Here is a 15,053-nt window from a genome sequence, read left to right as displayed (position 1 = left end):
TCTTTTGACAGCTCTTCGCAATTTTTGCAAATTTCATTTATCATTAATTCTTGAAACTCTTTGCCATTCGGCACTTTTCCATTACGTGATTTTTCCCCTCTAGTAAATCCAGATCCTATAATGGGAATCAGGTTTCTTCTTGAAAAGGCAACCTGAAAAAACTCATCTAATTCAAGTTGATTATTAAAAGTAACAATTTCCATTTTTTGCACTCAAACTCAAAAGTTCAACAAAGTATGCGAATGCCGTAGGGCACAATGCCTAGTAGGTTACTAGGCATTGTTCTATTGCGCCTCATATTGGCCATTAATAATTCGGCGCATTTTGTCATCACTAACGCGCCCTACAATCTTCATGAATATTAGATCATTTCGCATTTCGCGGAGGGGTTTCTTCCCGTTATGCATGCAATGCAGCCGTAGGGCGAGGTACATGGATGTGCCGAGTGAGCTAAGCGGCATCCGGGTCGCCTACTGACTCGTGCCATCCAGGCACTCGCACTCTGTGCGCCGTTGACGTCCAAATCTGCTCCCAGCAAGGCCATAAGTCACAATTGTAAGGCCGTAAGGCGCATTTGTAGGGCGTCAATAGGCGCAGCCGTATTGCGTCGTATGATGGCCTTCAAGCATTCGGCGCATGACGCTTTCGCTAATGCGCCCTACAAAACCTCGTAAATATCAGACGCTTTCCAATTTCACGGCGGGGTTTTCTCCCGTTATGCCGCGCCGAGCACCGGAGGATTTGGCGGGATTAGCCCGAGAGGGGTGCGGCAGGGATGCCGCTCGTTTTCGGAGGGCTAGGACAGCCCTTCCGAAAACCCTCGCCAAATCCTTCGGAGCGCAGGGAAAAAGCGGCATCCGGGTGTCTTTTCTTTTGGTTTCTTTTCTTTGGACAAGCAAAGAAAAGAAACCCGCCCGCCGGTGCGGGAACCGGCATTCAATCAAGCCGTCGCGCCAGCGACAACAACCCAATCAAGCCGCCGGATGCCTCTCGACATATTCCAAAGCCGCTTTGGCCAGCAATCCGGAGCGGGTGTCGCCGAATCGCGCGGCGGCTTGGTCGATCGCTGCCAGCACCCGTTCCGGCAGCGTGATGTTGACCCGCTTGGCTTTGCCGGACAATTTGGACAGATCCACTTCGACGACTGCCCAAATCCAGCCGGCAAATTCCGGGTCGGCTTGATGCTTGGCAATCGGCGAGGCTTCCGGGATGGCTAGGCCGTCTTCTATGACCGTCTCCAGCCATAATTCGATGGCTTCCTTGGCATTGGCTATCGCTTCGTCCAAACTGTCGCCGGCGGAAAAACAACCGGGCAAATCGGGCACCACGACGCCGTAGGCGTGGATTTCGTCGCCGCTTTCTATCGCTATCGGGTATCTCATTTCAATCCTGCCTGCTTCAGTAGTTTGTTGACCAGTCCGTGGCCCAAGTCCTTGCGCGGATGCGGCACGCTAATATGCCCAGGCTTGGGATGGATGGGTAAAAACGTGATGCGAACCTTTCACGCCTCGTAATAGCCAGCCATCGTTTTGCAACTGCTTGCTTAGAAACAGTCACGGAGGCAACGGTAAACAACGTACATCGCATCATGCGCGATTGATGCGCTTCGCTAGCGCTCAGCGCATCCTGCGTTTAGTGCGAAGCGGCATTTACAGAACAATTGCGCCGAAAAGTTACCGCTCGCTCGCCCAAGCCTCGACCGCCAAACCCTCAATCCGCTCGAATTCCCACACGTTATGCGAGACCAAGCGAGCGCCAATCGCCAGCGCATGGCAGGCAATCCACAAATCGTTGGCGCCTATCGGCGTTCCGGCCGATTTCAGCCGAGTAAATTGGCTGGCGTAGTGCCGGCATAACGCACCGTCAACGGCATATTCGACCGGGACGATCCGCAGCAATTGTTCCAACTGCGTCAGCACCTTTTCCTTGCGCTGGCTGCGCTCGGCGCCTTTCAACAACTCGGCATAAGTGACGAACGACATGCACAGCGTACTGCTGGCGGGCAGGGTATTGATGCGTTCGGCTACTGCCGGCGGTTTATTTTTGATCAGATAGATCAGCATGTTGGTATCCAGCATGTAGATCATAAAGACTCGCGCTCCTGCATCGGCGCTTGTTCGCGGGCGTCTTCGAGCAAACGTTCGGCAAAGTCGTCATCGAAATCTTGCAGAACCGCCAACAAGGCGCCGCCGCGGTCGGCCGGCACCGGGTGAATCAGCAAATCGCCGTTAGGGCAGCGGCTGATTTCCACTTGGCTAACGTCCAGACGAAATTCCTGCGGAATCCTCACCGCTTGGCTATTGCCGTTTTTGAAGATGCGGGTGGTCAAGGTGGTCATGCCGCTGCCTCCTGTGTGTACGATGTGTGTGTATTATTATGCGATTGCTGTAACGACACAAGCCATGCCCGCCCGAATCGACGAATTCCTGTCGATAGACTTGCCCGTGTCGATTGTTGTTAACTAAATACGGGGTTAAATTAAACAAATTTACGCAAGATATAGTATTTATTGGCTTGACAGATCACTTTGCCCTACCTAAACTCCCGCCCCGAGACGGTTCCCCCCGAAGGGGATTAAAAGGGAATCCGGTCGGCGCTTTTGCGTTTTTTGCATAATCGCCGGAAAGCCGGAGCTGCCCCCGCAACTGTAATCGGCGAGTCTTTGTTCAACGATGCCACTGGACGCGAGTCCGGGAAGGCTGAACCGAGGCGGCGACCCGAGAGCCAGGAGACCTGCCCTCGAAACTTCAATCAACCGGGAGCGGGGTGTCTCCGAGGACGATGGCAAGCGTTGCGGGTCGGGCGATTTCGGGTTCGCGCCGCGCGCCAGCCGTTGCGGCTTCGCGCTTCCCGCCCAAGAGCAAGGAGAATCGCATGCAAACCGCCGCCGTCCGCGCGTCCGCCCATTATGCCCCTGCCGGCGAAGCCGCCTCGTTACCCCCGCCGTTACCGCCGCACGCCGGCCTGGAAGTGATCCGCCGCAACCGCGCGGTGGTGGCGTTTCAGCCGGAAAAAATCGCCATTGCCATTACCAAGGCCTTTCTGGCGGTGGAGGGCCAGCATGGCGTCAACTCGGCGCGCATCCGCGATCAGGTGGCGCAACTTACCGCTAGCGTGGTCGAGGCGTTGACGCGGCGTTTGCCCGCCGGCGGCAGCGTGCATATCGAGGACATTCAGGATCAGGTGGAACTGGCCTTGATGCGCTCCGGCGCCCACGACGTGGCCCGCGCTTACGTGCTGTACCGGGAAAAACACGCCGAGCAACGTGCCGCGCAACAAGCCCGCGCAGACGAAACGCCAGCCCTGCAGGTGGACGACGCCGGCCAACGCCGGCCGTTGGATCAGGCCGCCTTCATCGCCTTATGCCGCGAGGCTTGCGCCGGTTTGGCCGGCGCCGATGCCGAACGGGTGTGGGCGCAAACCCTGCCCAATTTATACGACGGCATGCCGCTGGCGGCGGTGCGTCAGGCGCTGGTGCTGGCGGCGCGCACTTTGATCGAAACCGACCCGGACTACGCCAAAGTCGCCGCGCGCTTGCTGTTGAGCAATCTGCGCCTGGAAGCAACCGGTACGGCCTGGACCCAAGCGGACATGCACGAACATTACGCCGGCTGCTTTGCCGAATTCGTCGCCGCCGGCGTAGCCGCCGAGTTGCTGGACCCGCGTCTGGCCGACTTCGATTTGGCGGTGTTGGGTGCGGCCTTGCTGGCCGAACGCGATCTGCAATTCGATTACCTGGGTCTGCAAACCCTGTATGACCGCTATTTCCTGCACATCGACGGTCGCCGCATCGAACTGCCGCAGTGCTTTTTCATGCGGGTGGCGATGGGGCTGGCCTTGAACGAGATCGACCGCGAGGCCCGCGCCATCGAGTTTTACCGGTTGCTGTCCAGCTTCGATTTCATGTGCTCGACGCCAACCTTATTCAACAGCGGCACCCGCCATCCGCAATTGTCGTCGTGCTACCTGACTACGGTCTCCGACGACTTGGACGGCATTTACCAGGGCATCAAGGAAAACGCGTTGCTGCAAAAATACGCCGGCGGCCTGGGCAACGACTGGACGCCGGTGCGGGCGTTGGGCAGCCGCATCAAGGGCACCAACGGCCACAGCCAGGGCGTGATTCCGTTTTTAAAGGTGGTCAACGACACGGCGGTGGCGGTCAACCAGGGCGGCAAGCGCAAGGGCGCGGTCTGCGCCTATCTGGAAAACTGGCATCTGGATTTCGAGGAATTTCTGGAATTGCGCAAAAACACCGGCGACGAGCGCCGCCGCTGCCACGACATGAACACCGCCGCCTGGGTGTCGGATTTGTTCATGCAGCGGGTGCGGGACAACGGCGACTGGACCTTGTTTTCGCCGGTAGACGCGCCGGACTTGCACGATTTGTACGGCGCCGCCTTCGCCGAGGCCTATCAAGCCTACGAAGCCAAGGCCGAGCGTGGCGAAATCCGATTGTACAAACGCATCGGCGCGGTGCAGTTGTGGCGCAAGATGCTGACCATGCTGTTCGAGACCGGCCATCCGTGGCTTACCTTCAAGGATGCCTGCAACCTGCGTTCGCCGCAGCAACACGCTGGCGTCATTCACAGCTCCAACCTGTGCACCGAAATCACGCTGAATACGTCCGCCGACGAAACCGCCGTCTGCAACCTGGGCTCGGTGAATCTGCCGGCGCATTTGGTCGAGCGCGGCGGCGTCTGGCAACTGGACGCCGACAAGCTGCAACGCACCGTCGCCAGCGCGATGCGCATGCTGGACAACGTCATCGACATCAACTACTACGCCACGCCCAAGGCCCGTAACGCCAACCTGCGCCACCGTCCGGTCGGCCTGGGGATGATGGGCTTTGCCGACTGCCTGCAGCGCTTGGGCGTCGGGCACGCCAGCGCGGAAGCGCTGGAATTCGCCGACCGTTCGGCGGAAATACTCTGCTACCACGCCTACCGCGCTTCGGCGGATTTGGCCGAGCAGCGCGGGCGCTACAGCAGCTTTGCCGGTAGCTTGTGGCAGCAAGGTTTGCTGCCGCCGGACACGCTGGAACGCTTGAGCGAAACCCGCGGCGATTTGGGCGTGCCTACTGGCGGGCAGCTGGATTGGCCGGGCTTGCGGCAGCGCATCGGTCAAGTCGGCATGCGCAACTCCAATTGCGTGGCAATTGCGCCGACCGCGACCATCGCCAACATCGTCGGCGTGTCGGCGTCCATCGAACCGGTGTATCAAAACCTGTACGTCAAATCCAACCTGTCCGGCGAATTTACCGTGGTCAACGCCGCGCTGGTGCGCGAGCTGAAGGCGCTGGGTTTGTGGGACGAAGTGATGGTGGCCGATTTGAAATACTTCGACGGCTCGCTGGCCGCCATCGAGCGGGTGCCGGGGGAGGTCAAGGCGCGTTACGCCACGGCGTTCGAAATCGACCCGGAATGGCTGATCGAGGCCGCCGCCCGCCGCCAGAAGTGGATAGACCAGTCGCAGTCGCTGAACCTGTACGTCGCCGCGCCCACCGGCAGCAAGCTGGACCACCTGTACCGGCTGGCTTGGCAACGCGGCTTGAAGACCACGTATTATCTGCGCAGTTTGGGGGCGACGGCGATGGAGAAAACCGGCGGCGCCAGCGATTATGGTTCCCAGGCTTCGCGCGGGAACCCGATGGAGGACGCTCCGGCGTCCGGAACCGCGGAGCGGTTCGAGCTGCATTCCCACGCCGAGCGTCGGAACGATATGAAAGTCTGCTCGATTGCCGATCCGGATTGCGAGGCCTGCCAATGAAGGCCGGGTTAGCATTCGACGATTGGGATTTGCCGGTCGCGCCGGTTGCCGACGTGGGAGACGAAAGTGTCGTGCAGCGGACCAATTCGGCCTTGCCGCCGGTCGAGGCCGGGCAGAAGCGGGTGGTCAACGGTCAGGCCGACATCAATCAGTTGGCGCCTTTCAAATACCCGTGGGCCTGGTCGTTTTTCCTGAACGCCAACCGCAACCACTGGACGCCGCTGGAAATCTCGATGGCGCAAGACTTGCACGATTACCAGCACGCGCTGACGCCGGCCGAGCGCCACGTGTTCGAAAACGTGCTGGCCTATCTGACCACCTCCGACATTCTGGCGATGCGCAACATCGGTCTGGCGGTGATGGAAAAGATGAGCGCGCCGGAACTGCAAATCTACCAGGCCCGGCAAGTCTACGAGGAAGCGTTGCACACCTGGACCTACCAGCACTGCATCGAAACCCTGGGGCTGGACCAGCGCGAAATCTACAACCGCTACCGGGTAGTGCCGGAAATCCACGCCAAGATCGCGCTGGCCAACCGCCGCCTGCACGGCGTGCTGCAATCCGGGCGGCCATTGACCGACCGCGAGGCGCTGCACGAATTTGCCATGGCCTATCTGTTCTTCGCCGCCGTGTTCGAGGGTTGCTGGTTTTACAATGGCTTCAGCCCGGTGTTTGCCTTGCAGCGGCGCGGTTTGATGAAGGGCGCCGCCGAGCAGCTCCAGTACATCATGCGCGACGAAGTGCTGCATTGCGCCTTCGGCATTCGCGTGGTGCGCCAGTTGCTGGAGGAAGAAAATCTGGCATTGGACCCGCAAGCGCTGCGGCAAATGTGGGACGAAGCCGAAGCCGCCGAAGCGGCCTACGCCGGTTACATCCTGCGTCAGCCTATCCTGGGCTACAACGCCGGCTTGCACGTCGAGCAATTCCGTTACGTCGCCAACCGTCGTGCGCGGCAAGTCGGCTTGGAGGAACCCTTCCCCGGCGCCGGCAACGTGCTGCCGTGGCTGGACGAACAAGCCAATCTGCGCAAGGAAAAAAACTTCTTCGAAACCCGCGTCACCGAATACCAGACCGGCGGCGCGTTGGCGTGGGAGTAACCTAGCGCAGACTCGACAAACGCCGTAATTTGGCGACGAAGCGGTCTTGACCTTGATTTTGCGCCAGACTGATCGCGCTGTTGCCTCGCGAGTCCAGCAGTTCCGAATCCGCGCCGCGCCGCAACAATAGCTCGGCGATGGGCTCGCGGCCGAACAACCCGGCCAGCATCAACGCGGTTTGACCCAGCCGGTTCCGGTGATTGACGCCGCAGCCGGCGCGCTCGACCAGCCAACGGGCGATCTCAACGTCGCCCTTGAAGGCCACGCCGATCAGCGCGTCGTTACCCTTGGCGTCTTCGGCGCAAGCGTCGGCGCCGGCCGCGTGCAAGGCTTGCACGGCCGGCAAATGACCGTGGTAAGCGGCTAAAATCAACGGCGGATAGCCGTCTTCGTCAACCGTATTCACCGCGCCGCCGCGTTGCACGTATTCGGCAATGCCGGCCAGATTGCCTTCGCGGGCGAATTCGAAGATGTCCGCCGCCGGCAAGGAACCCGAAGTCAAGACCAGCGCGATGCCGGCTAAACGAGTGAGTTTGGAATTCATCTGTCTCTCCGATTCGATCATGAACGGGACTGGACCGCATGCGACCCATCGCCTCCGAATCTGATTGGTTACCAAAAGCCGGGCCTTCACCCCACCGCCTCCGAGCGACGTGGAGCCCCGCACGCGGGGCGGCCAGCTCGAGCGACCGATCCGCGAAACCCGGTCGGCAGATCCGTGCAACCTGCCGAGAAGCGCTATAAATTCAAAGGGATAAACTATAGTAAAACCATACCGTCCAACCCGCCCTCCGTTAAAACGCCATGAATCTACGTGACTTGCATTATCTGATCGCCGTCGCCGACTTGCGCAGTTTCGGCCAAGCCGCCGAACGCTGCTTTATCAGCCAACCGACCTTAAGCACTCAAATCAAAAAGCTCGAGGACGAATTGGGTATCCAGATTTTCGAGCGCACCAACAAAAAAGTGTTGCCGACCGAACTCGGCGAACAAATCATCGCCTCGGCCCGGCGCATCCTGAAGGAACAGGCCAATATCAAGGAATTGGCCGCCACCGCCCAGGACCCGCTATCGGGCAATCTGCGTTTGGGTGCTTTCCCGACCTTGGCCAGCTATTTGTTTCCACCGCTGGTACCGCTGATCAAGCAAGCCCTACCGCGGATACGCTTGATATTGGTCGAGGAAAAAACCGAACCACTATTGCACCAACTGCGGAGCGGGCAAATGGACTGCGCGTTGCTGGCGATGCCGATTTACGAGGATTTTCTAAATAGCCAGCGGTTATTCGACGACGAGTTTTTGTTGGCGGTGCACGGCGGCCACCCATTGATCGACAAAGCGCCGGTCGCGGCGGATGATTTACGCGGCGAACACTTGTTGCTGCTGGACGAAGGCCATTGCTTGCGCGGCCACGCCCTGCAAGTGTGTCAGACTGTCGGCACCGACGAGGAACAGGACGTACGCGCCACCAGCCTGGAAACCTTGCGGCAAATGGTCAGGGCCGGAACAGGCATCACCTTGGTGCCGCGCATCGCGGCGCGCGCCGAGGCCGGGGTTTGCTATCTGCCGTTTCAGCCGCCGGCACCCCATCGATCCATAGGCTTGGTTTGGCGCAAGACCAGCGCCAGGGGCGCGCTGATCCGCCAACTCAGCCAACTGATCCAAGCTGCGAGCGGCCTGACGCCGCCACTTTAAGCGCCGCCGGCGCGTTCCGGTCGAGTTGGGAAAACCGCAGATATTCGTTGCGGTAATCGGTCAGCCAAAACGGATTCGCCAGAATTTGATCGACATCCAGCATATAAGGTATGCGCTGGCCGCGAAACTCGCAGGGATTGCCGGCTTGCGTCATCTGGAAGCCTTCTTTTTTAACCGCATGGGCCAAGGACGGTGACACCAGAATAAACCAATGCTTGATGCCGTTACGGGCGCAATACAGCACCGCCGCCCGATACAAACCCCACATCAGGCTTTTGCTTTGCTGGCGGTAAGCGCGCAACATCGTGACGTTGCCGCCCAGCTCCTCGCTGCCGGGCTGAGCCACGCGGCGGGCCTGTTTGATCACGCATAAGCGGGAGATTTCCACCGCCTGCAGATATTGCTCTTCGGAAATCGGCGCGACATCGTTGCATTTGTGCTCGAACGGAAATTCGAAACATTGCGGGTATACCAATCGTAAACCGCCCAGCCATTGCTTGGAGATTTTGTCACGCACCAAAAAATGCACCGAGTGATGATCCCATTCGTCGTATTCCATTTTGTCCGGAAAACGCGATTTGTCCTCGTAGCCCATTTCGTCGCAATAGACTTGATACCTCAGGTTGTAATGAATGCACTGGCTCTCGGGCGTGTCGGCCAAAACGACCTCGAAACAACTATCGAAGGTATGCTGCTGGATAACCAAGTGAAGACTCCTTAAATTTCAGTGAACGCGTTCCCTGTTTACCTGGGAAGCCGATTGTAGGATTCCAATCATCGCGGGGCTTAATCCCATCTCGTTACCGCCAGTGGCGGCCAACTGGAAAATTATGAGACATATTCTAGCTATTAGAGCTAAGCCATTGTTAATCTTGTACCAGTACTATATCAGACGTATACGGGATTAGAGATTAGTCCATCCAGATGAGATTAACCCTGAAGTTTTGATTAAAATTAAATGAAGACTACCCGGCATTATCCCATCCATTTCGCGGCAGGCTGGCGGGCGCGAACCTTCCGAATTCCGGAATTCCCACTACTATTGCATCATCACCAAGGCGGCGACGTTAGGATGAACTTTAAAAAACTGATTTCTTTTAAGGCCCTGACCGCGTTGGGCTTCGTCGCGACTGCAATCCCGTTATTCGTTGCCGTGGTTCATTCAGCGGCTACCATGCGCGAGGCCTCGGCATTGGGCAGAGAGTTGAATACCCGGATATTCGAGCAAACTCAAAACATTCGGCTGGTCCTGCAAAAGACCTCGGACGTGGAGCGCAAGGCCCGCTTGTTCGTGTTGCTGTCAGACCCCGCGCTGCGTCAACCCTACGAGCGCGAATCCTACGAGGCGACCCGGACCACCTTTAAACAAGCCCTGAACGAACTGTTGAAACTGCGGGTGGACAATCGGATTGCGCTGCTGGCCAACGAGCTGGCCGAGAAGGAAGTCTTGATTTATCAACAAATCATCGGCTCGGCCAGCGAGGACGACATCAAGCTGCCTTTGGACGAAGCCTTTCAAAGTTTGCGAGAGTCGGCCGCCACCCTGTCCAGGGATTTCGAAACCTATGTGGATCAACGCTTTCGACAATTGAATCGCCAATCGGCCGCGCTGGAACGCGACGTAATGATCAAGGGCGGCCTGCTGGCGGTGATTTCCGCGTTGTTGGTGATCGGAGTGGTATACGTGCAAATGCGCGCGATCGGCCAATTGGAACGCGCGGTACGCGGCTTGAGCGGCGGTGTCACCGAGCCGATACTATTGACCGGCTTGGAAGATTGGCGGCAACTCGGCAATCGCCTGGAATGGTTGAGAAACCGCCTGCACGAACTGGAATACGCCAAACATCAAACCATGGCCGGCATGACTCGACAAATCGCCACCCCGCTGGCCGCGCTGAAAATCGGCCTGCACTCCGCCGGCAATGGCGGCGATCCCGGCGGCCTGCACGGTGCCGTCGCCGACCTGCAAGCACTGTACGACGACTGCCTGCGCCAGTTAAACGACAGCCAATTCAGCCAGGAGCCGGAAGAAAAAGACTTGATCGATCTGGAAAACTTGATCGACGAAGTCGCCAGCGGATTGCGCGCCAAGTTACGAGCCAAGTCGCTGCATTTGAAGAAACAGACCCAACCGGCGGTGATTTCCGGCGTTGCCGACCAACTGCATCTGATCGTCGAACAACTGTTGCTGCTGGCCTGGGCTCATGCGCCGGAAGACAGCGAAATCACATTACGATTGCGCCTGCAGGATACCGAATTGGAGCTGGAAATCGAAGACGAAGGCCCGGCCATCAATCCGGCGCTACGCAGCGCGATCCTGGAACCGTTTTTTAGGTTTCCCGCCGGCTCTTTCGGGGATCTGGCCGAATTAAATCTGGAAACCGTCAAAACTTATATCGCCAACCACCAAGGGAAATTAGCCTGGGTGGACGGCGAACCCGGTCTGCACGGCAACCGCTTTCGACTATCGCTACCGATGCTCGACTAGAACCGGTAAAATCGCTGTTTAACCCGTGTCATAAACCGATGATGAAATCCAAGCTCGCTGTTCTGAGTATCGCGCTATTGTCCGGTTGCGCCCAAATGGAGCCCCAACCTAATCCACCCGCCCCGGAATGCTACACCCCGCCGAAAGTGACCAGCGAATTTGACCGCCTGCTCGCGTTTGCCGCGAAAACGGCCTCGCTGACCCCGGCGGCTCGCGCCGAGCAATGCAAAATGCTGGTCAAACAAAATAAGGAAACGCCGAATTTGACCAACCGCCTGCAGCTCCTGGTTGGCCGAGTCTTGTCCGAAACATGCGGCGACATTGCGAAAATCCTTGACGACATCGGCAGCCTGCCGCCAGCGGCCTTGCCGGACGAAGCGATGAAGCAATTCGTGGCCACCCAAACCGCGACATTGAAACAGCTTCAAGGTTATTCAAAAAAACTCGGCGGCCTGGAACGCAAGCAACGCACCGCCCAACCCAACGAAGCGAAGGAAAGGGGGGATGTCGGAACGCCGAAGTCCGACGAGACCCGGTTGTTGCGGGAGAAATTGGAAGCCATTCGATCGATGGAAAAGCAACTCGACGAAAGTGGCGGCGACGCCAAATAAAGCGCCATGTTTCGCCGCCGCCTGACTCTGGTCATCGCCATTTCGTTCGGCTTCGTGCTGATGATGGGCGGCACGATGTTCTGGGAAACAAATCAGGTCGCCGGTTATTTCCAACGCAGTCAGCGCGCCTACGAAGCCTTCGACCACTATCAACGCCTGTCGCTGGAAGCCTACCGGCATTTTAAGGAACGGCTGGACCGGCTGATCACCGAGAGCCCGGCCGCCCAGGCCGGAGTGGACGCCTCCAAGCAACATTTGTACGACGCGGTTTCCGCATTGCGCGCGACGGCGGTGCAACCCTCGGCGGAGGACCGAGCGGATTGGTCCGGGAAAGCGGCGGAATTGGAGCGAGTCGCCCATTTCACGGCTTTTTTGGACGCCAGCAAATACCGTTTCGACGAAGTCGAGCGTTTACGCCAACAAGGCAAACGCGAAAAGGCCACCCAATTACTCTCTAAATTTTCGGAAGAAGAAATCGACGGTAAATTTCAACCCTTGATCGATGTGGCGATTAATGCCGAACGGGCCAAAGCCGACAAAGCCCGCGAGGAATTGGAAGCGCTGGTCAAACGCTCGCGCTGGCTTGCGATCGGTAGCGCGCTGCTGGCCGCCGCCTTCAGCCTGACATCCGGCCTTTACTTGATGCGCGGTTTGCGGAAACCGCTGGAAGCCTTGATGGCCGGCACCAACGAAATCGCCTCCGGAAATCTACGCTATCGGCTGGCGCTCGACAGCGGCGACGAATTTGCCTATCTCGCCAAACACTTCAACCAAATGGCCCAGGAGCTCGAACGCCAGCAGGAAAAGCTGCGCAAGGGCCGTACCGTGCTGGAACGGCGCGTCGCCGAGCGGACCCAGGAATTACGCCAACTCAACGAAGAACTGCAAAGGCTGGACAACGCCCGCCGCGAATTTTTCGCCGACATCTCCCACGAGCTGCGCACGCCGATCACGGTGATCCGCGGCGAAGCGGAAGTCACGCTGCGCGGCCGCGAACGCGATCCCGAGGAGTACCAGGACGCGCTGCACCGCATCGTAGAGCTTTCCGAACAACTGGGAAAATACGTCAACGATTTATTGTTCATGGCACGCGCCGAAACCACGATGATGCAATTCGAATGGGATGGCCTGGATTTCGCCGAATTGATCGGCGGCGCCATCGAGGATTTTAAAGTAATGGCCGAGGAAAACGCCTTGTCGGTATCGCTACGCCTGCCCGATCAGCCGGTCTGGGTGCGCGGCGATAAGCAACGGCTGCGTCAGGTATTGTTCATCCTCGGAGACAACGCCTGCCGCTACTCCAATCCGGACGGCCATATCGCCGCCGTACTGTCGATCGAAAACGGCGAAGCGGTGTTCAGTCTCAGCGATCAAGGCATCGGCATTCCGGCCGGCGACCTCGAACGGATCTTCGACCGCCACTTCCGTAGCGAAAACGCGTTACACTCCCGCGACGACGGCACCGGCCTGGGCCTGCCGATGGCGAAGTCGATATTGAAGGCCCACGGCGGGCGGATCTCGGTCAGCAGCACCGAAAACGCCGGTTCGACGTTTACGATCGCCCTTCCCTTGTCCAAGCAACTCCCAACTGGCTAGCCATGAACGAAAAAAACCAATACATTCCCTCGCCCGAAAACGGCTATATGCGAATCCTGCTGGTCGAGGACGACAAACGCATCGTGGACTTCGTACAACGCGGCTTGAAAGCGGAAGGCTATGCGGTGGAGCGGGCCGGCGGCGGCCAGGAAGCCATCTTGCTGGCCGCCGAGGGCGGCTTTCAAGTCATCATTCTCGACCTGGGCTTGCCCGACATGAATGGCCGCGAGGTTTGCGAGCGCCTGCGCGAAAGTGGCGTCGAAACGCCGATTTTAATGTTGACCGCGAAGGATACCGTGCAGGATAAGGTCACCGGCCTACGCGCCGGCGCCGACGATTACATGACCAAACCCTTCGCGTTCGAAGAATTGTTGGCCCGCATCGAAGCGTTGATGCGGCGACGCGGCGGCGAATTGAAAGTGGATGCCAAGGAATTACGCATCGCCGATCTGACCCTGAACGGCGAGACTCACGAAGTCCGCCGCGGCGATAGCCCAATCGAGCTGACACCCAAGGAGTTCGCGTTGCTGGAATGCTTCATGCGCATGCCCGGCAAGGTACTGAGCCGTACCCGCATTCTCGAACAAGTCTGGGGTTACAGCGCCGATCCGTTGACTAACGTGGTGGACGTCTATATCCGGCAATTGCGCCGAAAAATCGACGACGACTACGAGCCAAAGTTATTGAAGACGGTGCGCGGCTTCGGTTACAAAATGGACGCATCCTAGCCGCGAGTCTCGCGATTTAGGCCGGCCGGCGTTGGTCGATGCACGGCGTTCCGATCCTTGGACCACTTCGTCCCCACCCGAGCGTAAGCTTTCACGGGGCTTAAGGGCGAGCGCGATACCTTGCGGGCTTCGGTTCGCCATCGGAACGCGCCGGGCGCCAAGCCCACCACGGACTAGAAATCACCGCTTCGCTAACGCTCCGTATCCACGAGTTTCGGCGAATGCAACACGACATGCAAACAAAAAAGGGCCGCGCGGCAAAGGCCGGCGACCCTCGTTTCCGACTGACGCTTAAGCTTATCGGTTGCCGGCCAAGCGGCTTTCAACTTCCGCCGCGACCAGCGCGTCGTAGTGACGCTGTAGCATCGAATCGGTCGGACGCGGAAACAGCGTCGCTTCTATTTCAGCTTGCAACTGCGCCAGGAAATGGCGCTTCAAAACCGAATCTTCCGGTACCAAAATACCGGAGAACTCCGACACGGACTCGCTGGCTTTAGCTTTCGCCGCTGCCGCCGTTTTGGATTGCGCGAAAATCGTGCAGCCCAGCGGCGCAAATGCGCAAACCGCCACCACCAGCATCACCAGGGATACCATCAACACTTCGATCATTTCATCACCTCTACAACTGAGCTTACACCGACGACGAACAGCTTCCCGAGTCCGCCGCAACGCTGAAAATCCGGGATTTTCAAGCCTCTTCTAAGCAATATAAGTGCCACCAAAACCAGCGCAACAAAACCCGTCAATACACAGGGTTTTAACCCGTTTCGTTCAGAACTCCGCCGTCCAGTTCGAGTGAGTTGTCCAACAACACAACAATTTGTCCATGGTTTTGTCGTGGCCACGACAATTTTGACCGGTCCGCGCAGGCGGACCACGCGCCGTACTTTGCAAAGCCGTTTATTCAAAAAACAGCCGTTGGGCGATGACAAATCCCGTTCGTCCCGAGCCCTTCGGCTGCGCTCAGGGGAGCCTTGTCGAAGGGCGGGCGGGATTTTCCATTCTCCTGCTGCGTGAGTGTATTGCGAGCCGTCCATGCGTCGACGTTGCTCTCGGTAATGGCTCCATG

Annotated in this window: 15 protein-coding genes and 1 riboswitch; of the genes, 7 read left to right on the top strand and 8 right to left on the bottom strand. The window is 58.3% G+C overall.

The features are described 5' to 3' along the window. The 5 genes from AC3B8H_RS11240 to AC3B8H_RS11220 form a co-directional block, all read right to left on the bottom strand. Positions 1-212: hypothetical protein (locus AC3B8H_RS11240; protein WP_488441666.1), on the bottom strand; the 212-nt coding region annotated here is incomplete at its 3' end. Positions 213-971: 759 nt separating this feature from the next. After that, positions 972-1,382, bottom strand: a complete 411-nt coding sequence (locus AC3B8H_RS11235) for a type II toxin-antitoxin system HicB family antitoxin (protein ID WP_488441665.1) — start codon at positions 1,380-1,382, stop codon at positions 972-974. Next, positions 1,379-1,477, bottom strand: a complete 99-nt coding sequence (locus AC3B8H_RS11230) for a type II toxin-antitoxin system HicA family toxin (protein WP_488441667.1) — start codon at positions 1,475-1,477, stop codon at positions 1,379-1,381. Before AC3B8H_RS11230 ends, AC3B8H_RS11235 begins: the two co-directional genes overlap by 4 nt. A gap of 196 nt (positions 1,478-1,673) precedes the next feature. Continuing rightward, positions 1,674-2,087 (bottom strand): type II toxin-antitoxin system VapC family toxin, encoded by a 414-nt coding sequence (locus tag AC3B8H_RS11225; protein WP_488441664.1) that lies wholly within the window; start codon positions 2,085-2,087, stop codon positions 1,674-1,676. Beyond that, the gene (locus AC3B8H_RS11220; RefSeq protein ID WP_278211102.1) at positions 2,084-2,338 is read right to left on the bottom strand and encodes an antitoxin; all 255 of its coding nucleotides are present in this window, start codon (positions 2,336-2,338) and stop codon (positions 2,084-2,086) included. The genes AC3B8H_RS11225 and AC3B8H_RS11220 overlap by 4 nt, the downstream gene beginning before the upstream one ends. Before the next feature lie 200 nt (positions 2,339-2,538). Further along, positions 2,539-2,755: riboswitch (cobalamin riboswitch) on the top strand. A 119-nt stretch (positions 2,756-2,874) separates the two neighbouring features. Between AC3B8H_RS11220 and AC3B8H_RS11215 the strand changes: the two genes are divergently transcribed. Together AC3B8H_RS11215 and AC3B8H_RS11210 are read left to right on the top strand one after the other, a co-directional pair. Next, on the top strand, positions 2,875-5,769 hold the full coding sequence (locus AC3B8H_RS11215) for a ribonucleoside-diphosphate reductase subunit alpha (RefSeq protein ID WP_488441663.1): 2,895 nt from the start codon (positions 2,875-2,877) through the stop codon (positions 5,767-5,769). Further along, positions 5,766-6,866: a ribonucleotide-diphosphate reductase subunit beta gene (locus tag AC3B8H_RS11210; RefSeq protein WP_488441662.1), complete on the top strand. Its 1,101-nt coding sequence runs from the start codon at positions 5,766-5,768 to the stop codon at positions 6,864-6,866. Before AC3B8H_RS11215 ends, AC3B8H_RS11210 begins: the two co-directional genes overlap by 4 nt. A 1-nt stretch (position 6,867) precedes the next feature. On the opposite strand, the gene AC3B8H_RS11205 is transcribed toward AC3B8H_RS11210, so the two are convergent. Continuing rightward, positions 6,868-7,410: an ankyrin repeat domain-containing protein gene (locus AC3B8H_RS11205; protein WP_488441661.1), complete on the bottom strand. Its 543-nt coding sequence runs from the start codon at positions 7,408-7,410 to the stop codon at positions 6,868-6,870. Between the two features lie 260 nt (positions 7,411-7,670). Between AC3B8H_RS11205 and AC3B8H_RS11200 the strand changes: the two genes are divergently transcribed. After that, positions 7,671-8,561 carry a LysR substrate-binding domain-containing protein gene (locus AC3B8H_RS11200; protein WP_488441660.1) on the top strand — a complete coding sequence of 297 codons (891 nt, stop codon included), beginning with the start codon at positions 7,671-7,673 and terminating at the stop codon, positions 8,559-8,561. Here AC3B8H_RS11200 and AC3B8H_RS11195 read toward each other — a convergent pair. Beyond that, the gene (locus tag AC3B8H_RS11195) at positions 8,515-9,267 is read right to left on the bottom strand and encodes a PEP-CTERM/exosortase system-associated acyltransferase (RefSeq protein WP_488441659.1); all 753 of its coding nucleotides are present in this window, start codon (positions 9,265-9,267) and stop codon (positions 8,515-8,517) included. The two genes, AC3B8H_RS11200 and AC3B8H_RS11195, sit on opposite strands and share 47 nt — an antisense overlap. A gap of 252 nt (positions 9,268-9,519) precedes the next feature. On the opposite strand from AC3B8H_RS11195, the gene AC3B8H_RS11190 reads away from it, so the two are divergent. From AC3B8H_RS11190 to AC3B8H_RS11175, 4 genes are read left to right on the top strand one after another with little or no spacing between them, the layout of a single operon-like run. After that, entirely contained in the window at positions 9,520-11,049 is a 1,530-nt protein-coding gene (locus tag AC3B8H_RS11190) for a sensor histidine kinase (protein ID WP_488441658.1), read from the top strand. Between the two features lie 38 nt (positions 11,050-11,087). Continuing rightward, positions 11,088-11,660: a hypothetical protein gene (locus AC3B8H_RS11185; protein ID WP_488441657.1), complete on the top strand. Its 573-nt coding sequence runs from the start codon at positions 11,088-11,090 to the stop codon at positions 11,658-11,660. A gap of 6 nt (positions 11,661-11,666) precedes the next feature. Beyond that, a complete protein-coding gene (locus AC3B8H_RS11180; RefSeq protein ID WP_488441656.1) occupies positions 11,667-13,256 on the top strand; it encodes a sensor histidine kinase in 1,590 nt (529 codons plus the stop codon). Between the two features lie 2 nt (positions 13,257-13,258). Further along, on the top strand, positions 13,259-13,984 hold the full coding sequence (locus AC3B8H_RS11175) for a response regulator transcription factor (protein WP_488441655.1): 726 nt from the start codon (positions 13,259-13,261) through the stop codon (positions 13,982-13,984). Positions 13,985-14,281: 297 nt separating this feature from the next. Here the strand turns inward: AC3B8H_RS11175 and AC3B8H_RS11170 are convergent, their stop codons facing one another. After that, positions 14,282-14,593: a hypothetical protein gene (locus AC3B8H_RS11170; RefSeq protein WP_488441654.1), complete on the bottom strand. Its 312-nt coding sequence runs from the start codon at positions 14,591-14,593 to the stop codon at positions 14,282-14,284. Positions 14,594-15,053: the final 460 nt, after the last annotated feature.

Source organism: Methylomonas sp. BG-2, from assembly GCF_057766305.1.
This window is presented reverse-complemented; position numbering and strand designations above follow the sequence as displayed.

Bases quoted from the DNA above. Each gene is read 5' to 3' on its own strand.
- AC3B8H_RS11235 (WP_488441665.1), bottom strand. From the start codon at position 1,382: ATGAGATACCCGATAGCGATAGAAAGCGGCGACGAAATCCACGCCTAC.
- AC3B8H_RS11225 (WP_488441664.1), bottom strand. From the start codon at position 2,087: ATGATCTACATGCTGGATACCAACATGCTGATCTATCTGATCAAAAAT.
- AC3B8H_RS11220 (WP_278211102.1), bottom strand. From the start codon at position 2,338: ATGACCACCTTGACCACCCGCATCTTCAAAAACGGCAATAGCCAAGCG.
- AC3B8H_RS11215 (WP_488441663.1), top strand. From the start codon at position 2,875: ATGCAAACCGCCGCCGTCCGCGCGTCCGCCCATTATGCCCCTGCCGGC.
- AC3B8H_RS11210 (WP_488441662.1), top strand. From the start codon at position 5,766: ATGAAGGCCGGGTTAGCATTCGACGATTGGGATTTGCCGGTCGCGCCG.
- AC3B8H_RS11205 (WP_488441661.1), bottom strand. From the start codon at position 7,410: ATGAATTCCAAACTCACTCGTTTAGCCGGCATCGCGCTGGTCTTGACT.
- AC3B8H_RS11200 (WP_488441660.1), top strand. From the start codon at position 7,671: ATGAATCTACGTGACTTGCATTATCTGATCGCCGTCGCCGACTTGCGC.
- AC3B8H_RS11190 (WP_488441658.1), top strand. From the start codon at position 9,520: ATGAAGACTACCCGGCATTATCCCATCCATTTCGCGGCAGGCTGGCGG.
- AC3B8H_RS11185 (WP_488441657.1), top strand. From the start codon at position 11,088: ATGATGAAATCCAAGCTCGCTGTTCTGAGTATCGCGCTATTGTCCGGT.
- AC3B8H_RS11180 (WP_488441656.1), top strand. From the start codon at position 11,667: ATGTTTCGCCGCCGCCTGACTCTGGTCATCGCCATTTCGTTCGGCTTC.
- AC3B8H_RS11175 (WP_488441655.1), top strand. From the start codon at position 13,259: ATGAACGAAAAAAACCAATACATTCCCTCGCCCGAAAACGGCTATATG.
- AC3B8H_RS11170 (WP_488441654.1), bottom strand. From the start codon at position 14,593: ATGATCGAAGTGTTGATGGTATCCCTGGTGATGCTGGTGGTGGCGGTT.